At 68.6% G+C, this 18,767-nt stretch carries 16 protein-coding genes; 8 read left to right on the top strand and 8 right to left on the bottom strand.

Annotated elements, in window-relative coordinates; translation table 11 throughout:
• Positions 1-184 precede the first annotated feature (184 nt).
• The gene (locus VT52_RS16155) at positions 185-865 is read right to left on the bottom strand and encodes a TetR/AcrR family transcriptional regulator (RefSeq protein WP_046418767.1); all 681 of its coding nucleotides are present in this window, start codon (positions 863-865) and stop codon (positions 185-187) included.
• Between the two features lie 68 nt (positions 866-933).
• On the opposite strand from VT52_RS16155, the gene VT52_RS16160 reads away from it, so the two are divergent.
• On the top strand, positions 934-2,049 hold the full coding sequence (locus VT52_RS16160) for an FAD-dependent oxidoreductase (RefSeq protein ID WP_046418770.1): 1,116 nt from the start codon (positions 934-936) through the stop codon (positions 2,047-2,049).
• Positions 2,050-2,429: 380 nt separating this feature from the next.
• On the opposite strand, the gene dnaB is transcribed toward VT52_RS16160, so the two are convergent.
• The gene (gene dnaB, locus VT52_RS16165; protein ID WP_046418772.1) at positions 2,430-3,908 is read right to left on the bottom strand and encodes a replicative DNA helicase; all 1,479 of its coding nucleotides are present in this window, start codon (positions 3,906-3,908) and stop codon (positions 2,430-2,432) included.
• A 482-nt stretch (positions 3,909-4,390) separates the two neighbouring features.
• On the opposite strand from dnaB, the gene VT52_RS16170 reads away from it, so the two are divergent.
• On the top strand, positions 4,391-5,728 hold the full coding sequence (locus tag VT52_RS16170) for an MATE family efflux transporter (protein ID WP_046418774.1): 1,338 nt from the start codon (positions 4,391-4,393) through the stop codon (positions 5,726-5,728).
• A gap of 118 nt (positions 5,729-5,846) precedes the next feature.
• On the opposite strand, the gene rplI is transcribed toward VT52_RS16170, so the two are convergent.
• From rplI to rpsF, 4 genes are all read right to left on the bottom strand, one after another.
• Complete coding sequence (rplI, locus tag VT52_RS16175; protein WP_046418776.1) at positions 5,847-6,293, bottom strand: 50S ribosomal protein L9; 447 nt, start codon at positions 6,291-6,293, stop codon at positions 5,847-5,849.
• Between the two features lie 18 nt (positions 6,294-6,311).
• Complete coding sequence (gene rpsR, locus VT52_RS16180) at positions 6,312-6,548, bottom strand: 30S ribosomal protein S18 (protein ID WP_003949403.1); 237 nt, start codon at positions 6,546-6,548, stop codon at positions 6,312-6,314.
• A gap of 41 nt (positions 6,549-6,589) precedes the next feature.
• Complete coding sequence (locus tag VT52_RS16185) at positions 6,590-7,180, bottom strand: single-stranded DNA-binding protein (protein ID WP_046418786.1); 591 nt, start codon at positions 7,178-7,180, stop codon at positions 6,590-6,592.
• Positions 7,181-7,253: 73 nt separating this feature from the next.
• On the bottom strand, positions 7,254-7,544 hold the full coding sequence (rpsF, locus tag VT52_RS16190; RefSeq protein ID WP_037650441.1) for a 30S ribosomal protein S6: 291 nt from the start codon (positions 7,542-7,544) through the stop codon (positions 7,254-7,256).
• Between the two features lie 282 nt (positions 7,545-7,826).
• Here rpsF and VT52_RS16195 point away from each other — a divergent pair, with 282 nt between their 5' ends.
• The 3 genes from VT52_RS16195 to VT52_RS16205 all read left to right on the top strand — a co-directional run bounded on the left by VT52_RS16195 (position 7,827) and on the right by VT52_RS16205 (position 10,574).
• On the top strand, positions 7,827-8,138 hold the full coding sequence (locus VT52_RS16195) for a hypothetical protein (protein ID WP_046418789.1): 312 nt from the start codon (positions 7,827-7,829) through the stop codon (positions 8,136-8,138).
• Between the two features lie 199 nt (positions 8,139-8,337).
• Positions 8,338-9,459 carry a lipid II:glycine glycyltransferase FemX gene (locus VT52_RS16200; protein WP_046418792.1) on the top strand — a complete coding sequence of 374 codons (1,122 nt, stop codon included), beginning with the start codon at positions 8,338-8,340 and terminating at the stop codon, positions 9,457-9,459.
• An 83-nt stretch (positions 9,460-9,542) separates the two neighbouring features.
• A complete protein-coding gene (locus VT52_RS16205) occupies positions 9,543-10,574 on the top strand; it encodes an alanine racemase (protein ID WP_046418794.1) in 1,032 nt (343 codons plus the stop codon).
• Between the two features lie 129 nt (positions 10,575-10,703).
• Here the strand turns inward: VT52_RS16205 and VT52_RS16210 are convergent, their stop codons facing one another.
• Together VT52_RS16210 and VT52_RS16215 are read right to left on the bottom strand one after the other, a co-directional pair.
• Entirely contained in the window at positions 10,704-12,248 is a 1,545-nt protein-coding gene (locus tag VT52_RS16210) for a glycosyltransferase family 87 protein (RefSeq protein ID WP_206306525.1), read from the bottom strand.
• A gap of 129 nt (positions 12,249-12,377) precedes the next feature.
• On the bottom strand, positions 12,378-15,077 hold the full coding sequence (locus VT52_RS16215) for a transglycosylase domain-containing protein (protein ID WP_046418796.1): 2,700 nt from the start codon (positions 15,075-15,077) through the stop codon (positions 12,378-12,380).
• A 395-nt stretch (positions 15,078-15,472) separates the two neighbouring features.
• Here VT52_RS16215 and VT52_RS16220 point away from each other — a divergent pair, with 395 nt between their 5' ends.
• The 3 genes from VT52_RS16220 (at position 15,473) to VT52_RS16230 (ending at position 18,759) form a co-directional block, all read left to right on the top strand.
• Complete coding sequence (locus tag VT52_RS16220) at positions 15,473-16,156, top strand: PadR family transcriptional regulator (protein WP_046418797.1); 684 nt, start codon at positions 15,473-15,475, stop codon at positions 16,154-16,156.
• Between the two features lie 43 nt (positions 16,157-16,199).
• Positions 16,200-17,282, top strand: a complete 1,083-nt coding sequence (locus VT52_RS16225) for an inositol-3-phosphate synthase (RefSeq protein ID WP_046418800.1) — start codon at positions 16,200-16,202, stop codon at positions 17,280-17,282.
• A 172-nt stretch (positions 17,283-17,454) separates the two neighbouring features.
• Positions 17,455-18,759, top strand: a complete 1,305-nt coding sequence (locus VT52_RS16230) for an MFS transporter (RefSeq protein ID WP_046418802.1) — start codon at positions 17,455-17,457, stop codon at positions 18,757-18,759.
• Positions 18,760-18,767 lie beyond the last annotated feature (8 nt).

The raw sequence follows: 18,767 nt of genomic DNA on the forward strand, positions 1-18,767 counted from the left end.
CCACGGCGACGACAGAGCCGTAGCCGAACGACCGACCGTACGGGGCCGTGCCGGCATGGCGCGGCACGAAGTGGGCCTCCAGAACGACCTGCGGGCAGGTAGCCCCGACGGACCTACCGGCCTCGACCCCGGACGCCGCGCGCGTCACCGCCTGTCAGGACCGGTACCGCCCTTCCGCCGCCTGTCACCTCGAGATGCGGGCTTCGATGCCGTCGAGCAGGAAGTCGAGGCCGGTGAGGAAGGTGTCGTCGGCGTCCAGGTGCGCGGCATCGCGCACCACCGTGGCCAGCGCGGGGAACCGGCCGGTGGCGAAGGTCCGCTCCAGATAGGGCCCGAGTGCGGCCTGCCAACGCCTCTCGTCCATCCCGGTGGCCCGTTCGGCACGCCGCTCGGCGATCTCCCGGCGTACCGCGCCGATCACATACGCGTTGACCGCGGCGACCACCGGCATGATGTCGTCCAGGGAGACTCCCTCCAGCCGGGCCACCACGGTCTCGCCCACGGCCAGCGCGTGCGGCCCGAGCTGCGGTCGGCCACCGAGCAGATCGGCGAGCCATTCGTGATCATGGGCGGCCTGCCGGGTGGTCTCGGCGAGAGACCGCAGCACCTCCCGCCAGCCGTCTCCGACGGGTCGCATCTCCGCATAGGCCCCGTCGACCATCAGGTCGAGCAGTTCCTCCTTGCTCGCGATGTAGCTGTACAGCCGCATCGGCCCGACGCCCAGCGCGGTGGCGACCTTGCGCAGCGACACCGCCTCCAGGCCGTCCTCGTCGGCCAAGCGGATCGCCGTTCGCACGATCCGTTCTCGGTTCAGCGGGGCCGGCACGGGTCGTTCCGGTGGCTCCGGTCTCTCCCACACCAACATGCCACTTACGATACATCGCATTGATCGATACAGTGTATTGGACAATACAGCGTATCGATGAGGTGACCATGACCATTGCGATCGTCGGAGCCGGCCTCGGCGGCCTGGCTCTCGCCCGTGTGCTGCACGTGCACGGCATGGATTCCGTGGTGTACGAACGTGAATCGTCACGTGGTGCGCGCGGTCAGGGCGGCATGCTCGACATCCACTCCGGCCAGCGGGCGCTGCGCGAGGCCGGTCTCATCGACCGGTTCCATGCGATCGCCCGCGGCGCGGGCCAGGACATGCGCCTTCTCGAACCGGACGGCACCCTTCTGCTCCAGGAGGACACACCCGACGACGCCCCGCTCGGCCGACCTGAGGTCGACCGCGCCGACCTGCGCGGCCTGCTGCTGGACTCCCTCCCTGGGGACACGGTGCGCTGGGGGCACGAGTTCGCGTCCGCCGGCGACGGCCGACTGCACTTCGCCGACGGCAGCGGTGCGACGTACGACCTGCTGGTCGGCGCGGACGGCGCGGGCTCCCGGGTCCGCGCGCTGCTCACCGACGCCCGCCCCGTGCACATCGGCCAGAACGTCGTCGAGGTCGGCATCCCCGATATCGACCGCACACACCCCGACCTCGCGGCGATGGTCGGGCGCGGCAACTACTGGGTGCTCGGCGACGGGACATCCCTGGCGGCACAGCGCAACGGCGACGGCCGCGTCCGCATCGGCCTCAGCTTCTACAACACCGACGAGGACTGGTTCGCGGCCGGCGAGATCCCGTTCGACGACCCGGCCGCCGCCCGAGCGCGGCTGATCGACCTGCTCTCCGACTGGGACTCACGGTTCACCTCGCTGATCGCGGCCTGCGACGACACGATCGTGCCGCGGGCGATCACCGCTCTGCCGATCGGCCTGACCTGGGCGTCGACGCCTGGCGTCACACTGCTCGGCGATGCCGCGCACCTGATGCCGCCGGTGGGCCAGGGCGCGAACATGGCGTTGCTCGACGGCGCCCTGCTGGGTCTCGCGCTGGCCGCGCGCCCGGACGACTTCCCCGCCGCCGTCGAACAGTACGAACACGAGATGTTCGAACGTACCAGCGCCGCCGCCCGGATGTCCGCGGAGATGAAGGAACTGCTGATGTCGCCGGACGCCGCCCGGAAAATGCTCGCGTTCCTCCGGCCTGACGGGTCCTGAGCCCCGTGTGATGTCGAGCTGCACCGGCACGGTACTGGGGACGCCGGGGAGCCTGAAGGCCAAGCCTCCCCGGCCGTCCGGTCGGGGCAGCCCGGTCACCGGACGGTCAGAAGCTCCAGCTGCAGAGACCGGCGCCCGTGTTCACCGCGGATGCCGCAAGCCGGGACACTCCCTCCGGAGCGATCTCGCGGGCCATCTCAGCATGGTGGCAGCATGTGCCGGACGCTCGAACGTGCCGCTGTACTCATCGGATCCTGTGCACGGGGAGGGGAACCACTCGATCAAGAGACTTGATTTTCCAGCCCGCGTCCTATTGGCGACGCAGTGACCATCGCCGGTGGACAGCGGCCACGGGATCTGGAAACCTACGCGCGCGCCGATCAGGTCTGTGCCATGTCCACGAAACGTGAGTAGTGGCCCTGGAAGGCGACCGTGATCGTGGCCGTGGGGCCGTTACGGTGCTTGGCGACGATCAGGTCGGCCTCGCCGGCGCGGGGGGACTCCTTCTCGTAGGCGTCCTCGCGGTGCAGCAGGATGACCATGTCGGCGTCCTGTTCGATCGAGCCGGACTCACGCAGGTCGGAGACCATCGGCTTCTTGTCGGTGCGCTGTTCGGGGCCACGGTTCAGCTGGGACAGCGCGATGACCGGGATCTCAAGCTCCTTGGCGAGGAGCTTGAGGTTACGGGACATGTCCGAGACCTCCTGCTGGCGGCTCTCGGCGCGTTTGGAGCCGCCGGACTGCATCAGCTGGAGGTAGTCGATGACGACGAGTTTCAGGTCGTTGCGCTGCTTGAGGCGGCGGCACTTGGCCCGGATCTCCATCATCGACAGGTTCGGGGAGTCGTCGATGTAGAGCGGGGCGGCCGAGACGTCGGGCATCCGGCGGGCGAGCCGGGTCCAGTCCTCGTCGGTCATCGTGCCGGAGCGCATGTGGTGCAGGGCGACCCGGGCTTCGGCGGACAGCAGACGCATCGCGATCTCGTTGCGCCCCATTTCGAGCGAGAAGATGACGCTCGGCAGGTTGTGCTTGATCGAGGCGGCCCGCGCGAAGTCCAGCGCCAGCGTCGACTTACCCATGGCGGGACGGGCCGCGATGACGATCATCTGGCCGGGGTGCAGTCCGTTGGTGAGCGAGTCGAAGTCGGTGAACCCGGTGGGCACACCGGTCATCTCGCCGCTGCGGGAGCCGATCGCCTCGATCTCGTCGAGGGCGCCCTCCATGATGTCGCCCAGCGGCAGGTAGTCCTCGCTGGTGCGCTGCTCGGTGACGGCGTAGATCTCGGCCTGGGCGCTGTTGACGATCTCGTCCACGTCGCCGTCGGCCGCGTATCCCATCTGGGTGATCCGTGTGCCGGCCTCGACCAGGCGGCGCAGTACGGCACGTTCGTGGACGATCTCCGCGTAGTACTCGGCGTTGGCCGCGGTCGGAACGGTCTGGACGAGGCTGTGCAGATACGCGGCGCCGCCGACCTTGTTGATCTCGCCACGCTTGGTGAGTTCCGCGGCGATGGTGATCGGGTCGGCCGGTTCACCCTTGGCGTAGACGTCCAGGATGGCCTGGTAGATCGTCTCGTGCGCGGGCTTGTAGAAGTCGTGGCCCTTGAGGATCTCGACGACGTCGGCGATGGCGTCCTTGGACAGCAGCATGCCGCCGAGCACCGACTGCTCGGCGTCGAGGTCCTGCGGGGGCACCCGCTCGAAGGAGGAACCGCCGCCGTCCCAGCCGGCGTTGTCCCGGCCCCGGTCGTGCTGCTCGTCACGACCCCGGCCGCCCTCGGGTCGCCGACGGGAGGCCGGCAGACGATCGCTGGGTCCGCTGTCGGCCCACGGATCGTCCAAGGGCTCGGAAATGCTCACCGAGCCACCTCCTCACGTCACACGGCGGACCTCGCCGTGTCCTCTTTTGTACGGCACGACACTGACAAATCGAGAGGCCCAACTCCGCTCAGGGCGCGTCGTTTTTGTGCCGTTTCCCGAACCTCGGAAGCATCGGCTTCCGAGGCCCGGAGAAGGAGCGGGCGCCGGACAACGGTAGGCCCGTCGGCACCGTCAGCCAATCTGGTTATCCACAGGCCATGTGGACGACGGCCCCGATGCTGTGGAGAACTCGCCGAAACCTGTGCACGACCCGGTGGACAGCCCTGTGAACAAGCCCTCGATGCTCTCGGTGGCACGCCTCTGACCTGCGCCTTCGGCGTCCACCGGCTGTGCAGAAGAAAAACTTTCCCGGTCGGACCAAGATCGGTTCGAACGGTGCGCGAGCAGAGGCCGGTCAGGATCACAGGTAAGGGTCACATCGCAATTGCATCTCTTACCTGTGGACGATTACATTAGCGGCCATGACCCAGGCTCCCGAGATCCCCGAGGCCACCCGCCGACGGCACGACCGAGAGATCGTCGCGCTGGCCGTCCCGGCCTTCGGCGCGCTCGTGGCCGAGCCTCTCTTCGTCATGGCGGACAGTGCCATTGTCGGCCACCTCGGCACCGCCCAGCTCGCCGGTCTCGGCGTCGCCTCCGCCCTCCTGACCACCGCCGTGAGCGTGTTCGTCTTCCTCGCCTACGCCACCACGGCCGCCGTGGCCCGCCGGGTCGGCTCGGGTGATCGCCAGGGCGCCATCCGCCAGGGCATGGACGGCATCTGGCTGGCACTGCTGCTCGGGGTCGCCGTCATCGCCGTCGTCCTCCCCCTGGCACCCGCCGTCGTGGACCTCTTCGGCGCCTCCACCACGGCGGCTCCCTACGCCACGACCTATCTGCGCATCTCCTCCCTGGGCATCCCGGCCATGCTCGTGGTGCTCGCCGCCACCGGGGTGCTCCGCGGTCTCCAGGACACCAGGACATCGCTCTACGTGGCCGTCGGCGGTTTCATCGCCAATGCCATCCTCAATGTGAGCCTGGTCTACGGCGTCGGCCTGGGCATCGCCGGCTCGGCCTGGGGCACGGTGATCGCCCAGTGCGCCATGGCGGCCGTCTATCTGACCATGGTCATACGCGGCGCCCGCCGGCACGGGGCTTCCCTGCGCCCGGACGCGGCCGGGATCCGGGCCTCGGCTCAGGCAGGTGTCCCGCTGCTGGTCCGCACCCTGTCGCTGCGCGCGATCCTCATGATCGCCACCGGCGTCGCGGCCCGTCTCGGTGACGCCGACATCGCGGCCCACCAGATCATCCTGTCCCTGTGGAGCCTGCTGGCCTTCGCGCTCGACGCCATCGCGATCGCGGGGCAGGCCATCATCGGCCGGTACCTCGGAGCGGGCGACGCCGAGGGCGCCCGCGCGGCCTGCCGGCGGATGGTCCAGTGGGGCATCGCCAGCGGTGTCGTACTCGGACTGCTTGTCGTCGTGGCCCGGCCGCTTTTCCTACCGCTGTTCACCAGCGACCCGGTGGTCGAGGACGCGGCGCTGCCCGCACTGCTGATGGTGGCGCTGTCACAGCCCGTCTGCGGGATCGTCTTCGTCCTGGACGGCGTCCTGATGGGCGCGGGCGACGGACCGTATCTGGCCTGGGCGATGCTGGTGACCCTGGCGGTGTTCCTACCGGCGGCCCTGCTCGTCCCGGCGTTCGGCGGCGGGCTGACCGCGCTCTGGGCCGCGATGACGCTGATGATGACCGTCCGCATGGCCACCCTGTGGTGGCGCAGCCGCTCGGGCCGCTGGCTGGTGACGGGCGCGACCCGCTGACCGTTTCACGTGAAACATCCACCGAGACGCCTCACGGGGCACGACCGGCAACGGAAGAGGGGCCGTACCCGCGATGGGTACGGCCCCTCTCCTCAGCTGCTCGGACCGAGCAGCTGGGTCAGGCGGAGACGACCTCGATGGCGACCTTGGCGGCCACCTCGGGGTGCAGACGCACGGACGTCTCGTGGGAGCCCAGGGTCTTGATCGGGGCGCTCAGCTCGATGCGGCGCTTGTCGACCTCGGGGCCACCGGAAGCCTTGATCGCGGACGCGACGTCGGCCGGGGTGACGGATCCGAAGAGCCGACCGGCGTCGCCGGAGCGAACGGCCAGACGGACCTTCACGCCCTCGAGCTGGGCCTTGACCTGGTTGGCCTGCTCGATGGTCTGGATCTCGTGGATCTTGCGCGCACGACGGATCTGCGCGACGTCCTTCTCGCCACCCTTGGTCCAGCGGATAGCGAACTTCCGCGGGATCAGGTAGTTGCGAGCGTAGCCGTCCTTGACGTCGACGACGTCGCCGGCGGCACCGAGGCCGGAAACCTCGTGGGTGAGGATGATCTTCATGAGTCGGTCACCCTTCCCTTATCGCGCGGTGGACGTGTAGGGCAGCAGCGCCATCTCACGGCTGTTCTTCACGGCCGTGGCGACGTCACGCTGGTGCTGCGTGCAGTTGCCGGTCACGCGGCGGGCACGGATCTTGCCGCGGTCGGAAATGAACTTCCGCAGCATGTTCGTGTCCTTGTAGTCCACGTACGTGACCTTGTCCTTGCAGAAAGCGCAGACCTTCTTCTTAGGCTTGCGCACAGGCGGCTTCGCCATGGTGTTTCTCCTGTGTGATCAAGAAGTGTGGGATACGAGCCCTAGAAGGGAGGCTCGTCCGAGTAGCCGCCGCCCTGCTGGCCGCCGCCGGAGCCGCCGCCCCAGCCGCCGCCACCCTGGTTGCCACCGGCGGGAGCACCGGTCGCCCACGGGTCGTCGGCCGGAGCGCCGCCGCCCTGCTGGCCGCCGCCGGAGCCGCCGCCCCAGCCGCCGCCACCCTGGCCGCCACCGCCGCCGTAACCGCCCTGGCCACCGCGGCCGCCGCCACCGGAGGTCTTGGTGACCTTGGCCGTGGCGTTGCGCAGGCTGGGGCCGACCTCGTCGACGTCCAGCTCGTAGACCGTGCGCTTGACGCCCTCACGGTCCTCGTAGGACCGCTGCTTCAGCCGGCCCTGCACGAGCACGCGCATGCCTCGCTGGAGCGACTCGGCGACGTTCTCCGCCGCCTGGCGCCAGACCGAGCAGGTCAGGAACAGGCTCTCGCCGTCCTTCCACTCGTTGGTCTGACGGTCGAAGGTGCGGGGAGTGGACGCGATACGGAACTTCGCGACCGCCGCACCGGACGGGGTGAAGCGCAGCTCGGGGTCGTCGACAAGATTGCCGATGACCGTGATGACGGTCTCGCCTGCCATGGGGGAACCTCTCGGCGGGTTTGCTGCTGGCTGCTTGCTGCTACTCGAATCCCGGGATCAGCTGAGCCGAGGCTCAGTGCATCTCGGGACGGAGGACCTTGGTCCGGAGGACCGACTCGTTCAGGTTCATCTGGCGGTCGAGCTCCTTGACGACCGCAGGCTCGGCCTGCAGGTCGATGACCGAGTAGATGCCCTCGGGCTTCTTCTTGATCTCGTAGGCGAGACGACGACGGCCCCAGGTGTCGACCTTCTCCACCTTGCCGCCGCCATCACGGACGACGGACATGAAGTTCTCGATCAGCGGGGAGACAGCACGCTCCTCGAGATCGGGGTCGAGGATGACCATCACCTCGTAGTGACGCATGTGGAACCCACCTCCTTTGGACTCAGCGGCCACGGTCGTTCCGTGGCAGGAGGGTCTAATGCGTTCGCAACGGTATCGGCCGACACTGACAATCAGGGGTTTCCACTGACGATCAGGGCTCCGCGGGGATTCCCCACCGCGGATCCGGGCAGACACCGGTGCAGACGGTACACACTACCCGCACACCCGCTTCCGGTTGAAATCCGGCCGTGAGGGCCGACAATCTGTACACGTCGGGTGTGTACGGCGCTACGATGCGCCGCCTTCCGCAGGAGGTGCCCCATGGCACAGGCTTTGCAGCCCAACACCGCCGGATCCCTTTTCGCCACCGACGGCAAGCCCCATCCGCTCCCGGACATCCTGATGGCCGTGACGCTGGTCCTGGGCCTGCTGTCCTTCATCACCTCGTTCTTCCCCGGTCTGCACCTGCTCACGTCCTGGGCCGGTCTGGTCGGCATCCTCACCGGCGCGTACGGGCAGTGGGTCTCGGTGACCACGCGCGAGCGCTTCGGACTGATCCTGGGCCTCGGCGCCTCCGGCGTCGGCCTGCTGATCGGCATGTCGAACGGCGGGCTGTTCGGCGGCCTGTTCTGAGGCGGTTCCTCCCGATTTCCGAGCCGGTTCCTCCCGGGGCTGCCGCCGCGAAGACGATCTCCGCGGCGGCGGCCTCGCGCCGGCGGGCCCTTCTCAGCCGTCCGCCCCATCGGGGCGCTCAGCGGGCGCAGTAGGCTTCGGCGCGAGAGCCGGAGCCCCTGAACCCATGGGGACACACCAGCCCGAGGAGCGCCCCGACATGAGCCTGACCCTGAGGACCATCAGCCGAGAGCAGCATCTGGCATTCATCCAGAGCCTGCCCTCGGCGAGCCACATGCAGGTCCCGGCCTGGGCCGACGTGAAGGCGGAGTGGCGCTCGGAAAGCCTCGGCTGGTTCGACGAGCGCACCGGCCAGCTGGTCGGTGCGGGTCTGGTCCTCTACCGGCAGTTGCCCAAGATCAAGCGCTACCTCGCGTATCTGCCCGAGGGTCCGGTCATCAACTGGTACGCGCCGAACCTGGACGACTGGATCCAGCCGATGCTGGCGCACCTGAAGCAGCAGGGCGCCTTCTCCGTGAAGATGGGCCCGCCGGTGATCATCCGGCGCTGGAACGCCGAGACGATCAAGAAGGGCATCCAGGACCAGGACGTCAAGCGCCTGCGCGACCTGGAGGCCGACTACATCGAGCCGCGCGCCTTCGAGGTCGCCGACAAGCTGCGCCGCATGGGCTGGCAGCAGGGCGAGGACGGCGGCGCGGGCTTCGGCGACGTGCAGCCGCGCTACGTCTACCAGGTGCCGCTGGCGAACCGCTCCCTGGAAGAGGTCCACAAGAACTTCAACCAGCTGTGGCGCCGCAACATCAAGAAGGCCGAGAAGGCCGGCGTCGAGGTCGTCCAGGGCGGCTACCAGGACCTCGCCGAATGGCAGCGACTGTACGAGATCACGGCCGTGCGCGACCACTTCCGGCCGCGCCCGCTGTCGTACTTCCAGCGCATGTGGACGGCCCTCAACACCGAGGACCCCAACCGCATGCGGCTGTACTTCGCCCGGCACAACGGCGTGAACCTGTCGGCGGCCACCATGCTGATCGTCGGCGGGCACGTCTGGTACTCCTACGGCGCCTCCGACAACATCGGCCGCGAGGTCCGGCCCTCGAACGCGATGCAGTGGCGCATGCTGCGCGACGCCTACGCGCTCGGGGCGACCGTCTACGACCTGCGCGGCATCTCCGACTCGCTGGACGAATCGGACCACCTGTTCGGCCTGATCCAGTTCAAGGTCGGCACCGGCGGACAGGCCGCCGAGTACCTCGGCGAATGGGACTTCCCGCTGAACAAGCTGCTCCACAAGGCGCTCGACATCTACATGTCGCGCCGCTGAGCAGCCGGCGTTTGATTCCATAGGGTTCACAGCACTCACACCCCCGATACACCTCAGCCACGAGAAAGGGTCCGGGTCCGGCCATGGCGCTCACGCTCTACGTCGACACCGCGCGCTGGCGGGCGCACCACAAGCACGTGCAGGAGCAGTTCCCGGGCCTGGTCCCGGTCTGCAAGGGCAACGGCTACGGCTTCGGGCACGAACGGCTGTCCGAGGAGGCCACCCGGCTCGGCTCGGACCTGCTCGCCGTCGGCACCACGTACGAGGCCGCGCGCATCAAGGACTACTTCGGCGGCGACCTGCTGGTGCTGACGCCCTACCGGCGCGGCGAGGAGCCGGTGCCGCTGCCCGACCGGGTGGTCCGTTCGGTCTCCTCGATCGACGGCGTGTACGGCCTGGTGGGCGCGCGTGTCGTCATCGAGGTGATGTCCTCGATGAAGCGGCACGGCATCAGCGAGCAGGATCTGCCGCAGCTGCACCAGGCCATAGAGAACGTGCGTCTGGAGGGCTTCGCCATCCATCTGCCGCTGGACCGCACCGACGGCACGGACGCCGTCGAGGAGGTCATCGGCTGGATGGACCGGCTGCGCGCGGCCCGGCTGCCACTGCACACGATGTTCGTCAGCCACCTCAAGGCGGACGAACTCGCCCGGCTCCAGCAGCAGTTCCCGCAGACCCGGTTCCGCGCCCGCATCGGCACGCGGCTGTGGCTGGGGGACCACGAGGCGACCCAGTACCGCGGCTCCGTCCTGGACGTCACCCGGGTGACCAAGGGCGACCGGTTCGGCTACCGGCAACAGAAGGCGGCCTCCGACGGCTTCCTGGTGGTCGTGGCGGGCGGTACCTCGCACGGGGTGGGCCTGGAGGCCCCGAAGGCCCTGCACGGCGTCATGCCGCGCGCCAAGGGCGTCGCCCGCGCCGGTCTCGCCACGGTCAACCGGAACCTCTCCCCGTTCGTCTGGGACGGCAAGCAGCGCTGGTTCGCCGAGCCGCCGCACATGCAGGTGTCGATCCTGTTCGTGCCCTCGGAGGCCGCGGAGCCCAAGGTCGGCGACGAGCTGGTGGCCCACCTGCGGCACACCACCACGCAGTTCGACCGCATCGTGGACTGCTGAGACCAGCCGCGCCCTGCCGGTCCCGGAACACGGGGAAGGCCGTACACGGAACTCCGTGTACGGCCTTCTTCATGCCCTCGTCCGTGCCCCAAGCCGAAGCGGCGCGAGCCGTTCAGCCGAGCTGTTCACTCACAGCGAACGGCCCTGCGGGGACGCCGGAGCCTGCCTGCCCCACTCCACCTGTGGCGCTTCGTGCGGGGCCGCGTGCCGGGGCGGACGGGCCACCGCGGCGAAGGCGAAGACGTCCTCCGCCCCGTCGAGCACCCCGCCCGAGGGATCGTCGTCCCCGGACCGGCGCACCACGTCCCGTTCCGGCATCAGGATGTCGCGTACGACGACGGCGCACAGGTACAGCGTGCCCAGCAGGTGCAGGGCGATCGCCCACTGGTAGCCGTGCGTCGGCAGGCCCTTGTGGGCGTCTCCGCTGGTCGTGTAGGCGAGGTACATCCAGATACCGAGGAAGTACGCCACCTCGCACGCCTGCCAGATCAGGAAGTCCCGCCACTTGGGCCGGGCGAGGGCCGCCAGCGGCACCAGCCAGAGCACGTACTGAGGCGAGTAGACCTTGTTGGTGAGGACGAAGACCGCCACGATCAGGAAGGCCAGCTGGGCGAAGCGCGGCCGACGCGGGGCGGTGAACGTGAGCACGGCGATGCCGATGGAGCACAGCACCATCAGCACGGTGGCGGCGGTGTTCACGAAGTCGGTGCTGGGCGGGTGGTCCGAGTTCTGGGACCAGATCAGCCAGAAGGAGCCGAAGTCGACGCCGCGGTCATGGCTGAACGAGTAGAACTTCGACCAGCCCGGGAAGGCGAACAGCATCACCGGCAGGTTCACCGCCAGCCAGGCGGCCGCCGTTCCCGCCACCGCCTTTCCGAACTCCCGCCGTCTGCCGGCCCGCCAGCACAGCACGAGCAGCGGACCGAGCAGGAGCACGGGGTAGAGCTTGGCGGCCGTGGCGAGCCCCAGGAGAACGCCGAAGGCGGCCGGGCGGCCGCGGGCCCACATCAGCATCGCGGCGGCCGTCAGCGCCACCGCCAGCAGGTCCCAGTTGATGGTGGCGGTCAGCGCCGCCGCGGGCGCCAGAGCGACCAGCAGGCCGTCCCAGGGGCGCCGGCGGTGGGTGCGGGCCACACAGACGGCGAGTACGGCCGTACAGACCATGAGCATCGCGGCGTTGACGAACCAGTACCACTGCTCCTGGTGCTGGATGCCGCCGCTGTGCGGGGTCAGCCAGGAGGCCACCTGCATGAACACTCCGGTCAGTACCGGGTACTCCAGGTAGCCCATGCCGCCGGAGAGATCGTCCGGGAGCCTGTCGAAGTAGGGCACGAGGTGGTCGGCGAATCCGCGGCCCTGGTAGAGGTGCGGGATGTCCGAGTAGCAGGCCTTCGTGTACTGCGAGCTGGCGCCGAAGAACCACGCGCTGTGATAGCACGGCACCTTCTGGACCAGGCCCAGGGCGAACATGCCGATCGCCACGAGCGCGACGATCCGCACAGGCGTCCACCAGGAGGTTCCGAGCAGGGCGTACCGCCCGATGGGGCCGCCGACCAGCTCACTGCCGGCCGCCGCGACCTCGTCCTCCCTGGTCGGCCGCACCGGCTCCGGTGGGAAGGGCCGCTCCGGCTCGGGCTCGTACACGCCCGGGGGTGTCATCTCTGCACTGGGCATGGGGCACATCCTGCCGTACCTCCCCATGAAAACGCGGAGGGCCGCCGCACCGGGTGGGTGCGGCGGCCCATGTTTCACGTGAAACAGGCAGGGCGGGCGATATGACCGCCAACCGGTCGGACCGGGCGGCTAGCCCGTCTGTCCCCAGATGGTTCCTCCGTTGCTGTTGCCGTTGCCCCGGGTGCCGCCGTTGGTAGTGGGATCGGTGGCCGACGTCGAGGGCGACGGCCCGCCGTCCATGCCTCCGGTGCCGTTCCCGCCGGGACCATTGCTGTTGCCGCCGCCGTTGGCGTTGCCTCCGTCGGTGCAGCCGAAGAAGCCGCAGGTCTGGCTGTTCGACGGGCTCGGGGAGACGCTGGTGCTCGGCGAAGGGCTCGTGGACGGGCTGGCGGACGGGCTCGGAGGGGTCGACGGGGTGGGCGTCGGACTCGGCTCGGGGTTCAGCGCGACGCCGATGGGCTGAGGCGCCGGGAACGTCAGCGGCGACTGACCCTGGAGCGCCTGGGTCATGTAGTCGTGGAAGATCTCCGACGGGAACGAGGCGCCGTGGATCTGCTTCTGGCCACCCGTTCCGTACATCTCCAGGAACGTGCGGTTCTTGTTGTTCGCGTTGTCGTCCAGGCGGAACATGCTGATCGCGGTGGACAGCTGCGGGGTGTAGCCGACGAACCAGGCCGACTTGTTGCCGTCGGTGGTACCGGTCTTGCCGGCCACCTCACGGCCGGGGAGGCGGGCATTGGTACCCGTGCCCTTGTCGACCACGGTCCGCAGGACGTCGGTGACGTTGTTCGCCACGTTCGCCGGGTAGGCCTCCTTCGACTTCACCTCGTGCGTGTAGACGACCCCGTCCTTGCTCTCGACCTTCTCGACCGAGTACGGGTCGTTCTGCTGACCGCTGTTGGCGAAGGTGCCGTAGGCCCCGGCCATACGGATGGCGCTCGGGTCGGATGTTCCGATGGAGAAGGACGGGTAGTTGGAGCTGGCCAGGCTGCTCTTCAGCAGGCCCGCGTCCAGCGCGGACCGCTCGACCTTGTCCAGGCCCACGTCCATGCCGAGCTGCACATAGGCGGAGTTCACCGAGAACTGCATCGCCTCACGGAGGTCGATCTTGTAGTCCGGCGCGTCACCGACGGACTCGTCGCCGTCGTTGGTCTGGAGCCACTCCTTGCCGTCCTTGTCCGTCCAGACGCTGTGGTCGTAGTTCTCGATCTTGAGCCTGTTCTTGCCGCTGTAGAGGCTCTTGGGAGAGGCGATCGTTCGCTGGTCGGAACCCTGGTCCGGAGGGCCGTGCGGGTCGCGCACACCCCACTTCATCGAGGCCGCCAGCACGAATGGCTTGAACGTCGAGCCCACCTGGGCGCCGGTCGAGTCGGCGTTGTCGGTGAAGTGCTTGGTCGCGTCCTCACCGCCGTAGATGGCCCTGATGGCACCAGACTTGGGCTCGACCGAGGCACCGCCGAACTGGACGTAGGTGTCGTACTTCGGACGTTCCTTCGGCTTGATGTTCGTCTTCTGGACCTTCTTGACGGCCGCCTCCAGCGCGTTGACCTTCTTCTTGTCGAAGGTCGTGTGGATCCGGTAGCCGCCCTTCTGAAGGTCGTCCGCGGTGACATGGGTCTTGTCACTGTTGTTGATCAGGTAGGACTTGGCGAGGTCGACCAGGTAACCGACCTGACCGCTGAGCCGGCTGTTCGACCGCGGGTTCTGCGAGTGGGGGAGCGAGGTGTACTTGGCACGCTCCGTGGCACTCAGATGGCCGTACTTGACCATCTTGTCGAGGGTGTCCTGCATCTGCCCCAGGGCGCGCTTCTTGTTCGCCTGCGCCGTGGCGGCGGGGTCGAGGGAGGTCGCGCCCGCCGGGTCGTAGTAGGTGGCGCCCTTCAGCATGGCCGCGAGGAAGGCGCACTGGCCGGGGTTGAGGTTCTTGGCGTCGGTGTTGAAGTACGCGCGTGAGGCGGCCTGGATGCCGTAGGCGCCGCGGCCGAAGTACGCCGAGTTCAGGTATCCGGCCATGATCTTCGGCTTGGGCACCGTGGCGCCCACCTTGATCGCGACGAAGATCTCCTTGAACTTGCGGGAGAGGGTCTGCGACTGGTCGTCGAGCATGGCGTTCTTGACGTACTGCTGGGTGATCGTCGAACCACCCTGGGTCTGACCGCCCCGGGCCATGTTGAAGACCGCTCGTGCGATACCCGACGGGTCGACACCGCTGTCGGTCTCGAAGGTCTTGTTCTCCTGGGAGATGACGGCGTACCGCATCTCCTTGGGGATGTCCTCGTAGTTGATGATCTGCCGGTTGATCTCGCCACCGGTCGCGACCATCACCGATCCGTCGGACCAGTAGTAGACGTTGTTCTGCGCCTGCGCGGTCTTGGCCACGTCGGGGACGCTCACCATGGCGTACCCGATGCCGGCGACGGCCACGAGGCAGCCGATGAAGCCGATGAACATGCCCGACACGAGCTTCCAGGACGGCACCCACCGGTGCCACCCGTACTTTTCCGCGCGGGGATAGTCGATGATCCGCTTCTTGCCGGGCGGGGCCGTACGCCCCCGGCCGCGTCCGGGGCCGGACGGGCCGCCGGGACCACCGCGACGGCCGCCCGCGGGCTCGGCTCGACGGCGTCCGCCACCGCTCCTCTGGGCCGCGCGCCGGGCCTCGGCACGGCCGCCCGGCGACCGCCCCTCGTCTCCCGGAGAGTCGGCAGGCGATCCGCTGGCGCCTCGCGGTGCCGCGCGGCGGCCGGGGGACGAATCGGGCTGGCCGCGTCGGGCCGCGGCACGTCCGCCTCCCTGCGGCTGCGGCGGTTTGCGACGGTGCTCGCTCATCGAACGATTACTCCTCGGGCAGGCGCACCCTTGCGCGCCTGGACTGGCGGCTGGTTTCCGGTCCCCCCGACGTACGGATGTGGTCGGTCGCGCATTCACCCGTACTGCACCGGGGACGACGACGCTCCCCTTGCGTCGCATGGTTCCCGGTGGTCTGCATGCCGCACAGACTACGCACCGCCAAAACCCGCCGAGGCCCGAAGTTCACCGCAAAACAGGCAAGTTGCCTCCCACGAATCGGTTATGTGATCCCGTTCACCACCGTCCCCCTTGTCCCATCCGTGACACCGTTCTATCGTCGTGATGTATCGAGTCGATACATCAGCGCGAGATAAAGACGCTGAGAAGGCACTGGGAGACCTGCGGTGGGAGCCGCGGGCCGGGAGGAGGCGACGATGAGCCGGCGCTCCGGCATCCTCGAGTTCGCCGTGCTCGGCCTGCTGCGCGAGTCCCCCATGCACGGTTACGAGCTGCGTAAACGACTCAATACGTCCCTGGGTGTGTTCCGCGCTTTCAGCTACGGGACGCTGTACCCCTGCCTCAAGACGCTGGTCGCGAGCGGCTGGTTGACCGAGGAGCCGGGCAACACCCACGAGGACGCCCTCGCCGCTCCCCTCGCCGGACGCCGCGCCAAGATCGTCTACCGGTTGACGGCGGAAGGTAAGGAGCACTTCGAGGAACTGCTCTCGCAGACCGGTCCCGACGCGTACGAGGACGAGCACTTCGCCGCACGGTTCGCCTTCTTCGGGCAGACCTCGCGCGATGTGCGCATGCGCGTGCTGGAAGGCCGGCGCAGCCGGCTGGAGGAGCGCCTGGAGAAGATGCGCGCCTCCCTGACACGGACGCGGGAGCGCCTGGACGACTACACACTCGAGCTCCAGCGCCACGGGATGGAGTCCGTGGAGCGCGAAGTGCGCTGGCTGAACGAGCTCATCGAGAGCGAGCGAGCCGGACGGGACCTGAGAAGTTCCGCGTCCGGGGGGCCCGCTCAACAGGACACCACCACTGGATCGACGGGCGGCCTGCCCCGTCCCGGGAGCACCTCTCGGACGGATCCGCCCGGCGACACCGCCACGTGAGTCCCAGTCAGGGCCTCACTCGTACACACAGGGAGCAACCGGAATGGGTTCGGTTCGCGTAGCCGTCGTCGGCGTGGGCAACTGCGCCGCGTCGCTGGTGCAGGGAGTCGAGTACTACAAGGACGCCGACGCGACGTCCAAGGTCCCCGGCCTGATGCATGTGCAGTTCGGTGCCTACCACGTGCGCGACATCGAGTTCGTGGCCGCGTTCGACGTGGACGCCAAGAAGGTCGGCCTCGACCTCGCGGACGCGATCGGCGCCTCCGAGAACAACACCATCAAGATCTGCGACGTCCCGAACAGCGGCGTCACCGTGCAGCGCGGCCACACCCTCGACGGCCTGGGCAAGTACTACCGCCAGACCATCGAGGAGTCGGAGGCCGAGCCGGTCGACGTCGTCCAGATCCTGAAGGACAAGCAGGTCGACGTTCTGGTCTGCTACCTGCCGGTCGGCTCCGAGGACGCGGCGAAGTTCTACGCCCAGTGCGCCATCGACGCCAAGGTCGCCTTCGTCAACGCCCTCCCGGTCTTCATCGCCGGCACCAAGGAGTGGGCGGACAAGTTCACCGAGGCCGGTGTGCCGATCGTCGGTGACGACATCAAGTCCCAGGTCGGCGCCACCATCACGCACCGCGTGATGGCGAAGCTGTTCGAGGACCGCGGCGTCATCCTGGACCGCACGATGCAGCTGAACGTCGGCGGCAACATGGACTTCAAGAACATGCTCGAGCGCGAGCGCCTGGAGTCCAAGAAGATCTCCAAGACGCAGGCCGTCACCTCCCAGATCCCCGACCGGGACCTCGGCGAGAAGAACGTCCACATCGGCCCGTCCGACTACGTGGCCTGGCTGGACGACCGCAAGTGGGCCTACGTCCGCCTTGAGGGCCGCGCCTTCGGTGACGTTCCGCTGAACCTGGAGTACAAGCTCGAGGTCTGGGACTCCCCGAACTCCGCGGGTGTCATCATCGACGCCCTGCGCGCCGCGAAGATCGCCAAGGACCGCGGCATCGGCGGCCCGATCCTCTCCGCGTCCTCGTACTTCATGAAGTCCCCGCCGGTGCAGTACTTCGACGACGAGGCCCGCGAGAACGTCGAGAAGTTCATCCGCGGCGAAGTCGAGCGCTGACTCGGCACGGCGCGGGGCGCTGAAGCCCGGCACCGCCTGACGGCGTGGCGCGCCGGTTCCCCGGAGCACGGAGTGCCACGGGGAACCGCTCGTACAAAATCGCTCCTGCCAGGGCTGTGAAGGTCCCCGGGTCCCGGCCCGGGGACCTTCCGCATATGTGAGGCTGTGCCCCATGCCCGTCGTCCGTGACCTGCGCGTCCTGTTGCGCCTGCGGTACTTCCGGCGCCTGCTGTACATCCGTCTGCTGTCCCAGGGCGCCGACGGCGTCTACCAGGTCGCGCTCGCCGCCTACGTCGTCTTCTCCCCGGAGAAGCAGACCTCGGCGGCCGCGATCGCCTCGGCGATGGCGGTGCTGCTGCTCCCCTATTCACTCGTCGGTCCCTTCGCGGGCGTCCTGCTGGACCGCTGGCGGCGCCGCCAGGTGTTCGTCCACGGCAATCTGCTCCGCGCCCTGCTGGCCGTCGGCACCGCCGCGCTGATGGCGGGCGATGTCCCGGCCTGGCTCTTCTCCGTCTCCGCGCTGTGTGTCACGGCCGTCAACCGCTTCATCCTCGCCGGGCTCTCCGCGGCCCTGCCCCGTGTGGTCGACACCGAGCGTCTGGTGATCGCCAACTCTCTGTCCCCGACGGCCGGCACGCTCGCCGCGACCGCCGGAGGCGGGCTCGCCTTCGGGGTACGTCTCCTGTCCTCCGGCTCCGACTCCGCGGTGGTGCTGCTGGGCGCCCTGCTGTACCTGTGTGCGGCCCTGGTCTCCCTGAGCATGGCGCCGGCCCTCCTCGGCCCCGACCGGCAGCAGCTGCAACCGCACCTCATGACCGCGCTCGCCGACACGGCACGCGACCTGCTCGCCGCCATCCGGCATCTGGCCGCACCCCGGCGCAGGGAGGCGGCCTGGGCGCTGGCCTCGATGACGCTGATGCGCTTCTGCTACGGCGCGCTCCTCGTCCTGCTGCTCATGCTGTGCCGCTACACCCTCGCGTCCAGTCCCGAGGAAGGGCTACGGCTGCTCGGTCTGGCGCTGGCCCTGTCCGGTGCCGGGTTCTTCGCGGCGGCCGTGGTGACCCCCTGGGCAGCGGGACGGCTGGGGCCGCTGCGCTGGATCGTGGTGTGCTCGGCGGCGGCCGCGGTGCTGGAGCCCGCGCTCGGTCTGCCGTTCGCCACCGCTCCGCTACTCGTCGCCGCGCTCGTGCTGGGGCTGATCACGCAGGGTGCCAAGATCGCGACCGACACCATCGTCCAGTCGCATGTGGACGACGGCTACCGCGGGCGGATCTTCTCCGTCTACGACGTCCTCTTCAATATGGCCTTCGTCGGCGCGGCCGGTGTGGCGGCACTGATGCTCCCGCCGGACGGCAGATCGCCGCTGCTGGTCTTCCTGGTCGCCGTGATCTACGCGTTCGTCGCCGTACTGCTGGCGCACTTCGAGCGACTGCTTCGAGGAACGGGGAGACGGAAAGAGGGCCGGTGTTTCACGTGAAACATCGA

The sequence above is a fragment of the Streptomyces malaysiense genome (genome assembly GCF_000980885.2).
GTDB classification, from domain to species: Bacteria; Actinomycetota; Actinomycetes; order Streptomycetales; family Streptomycetaceae; genus Streptomyces; species Streptomyces malaysiense.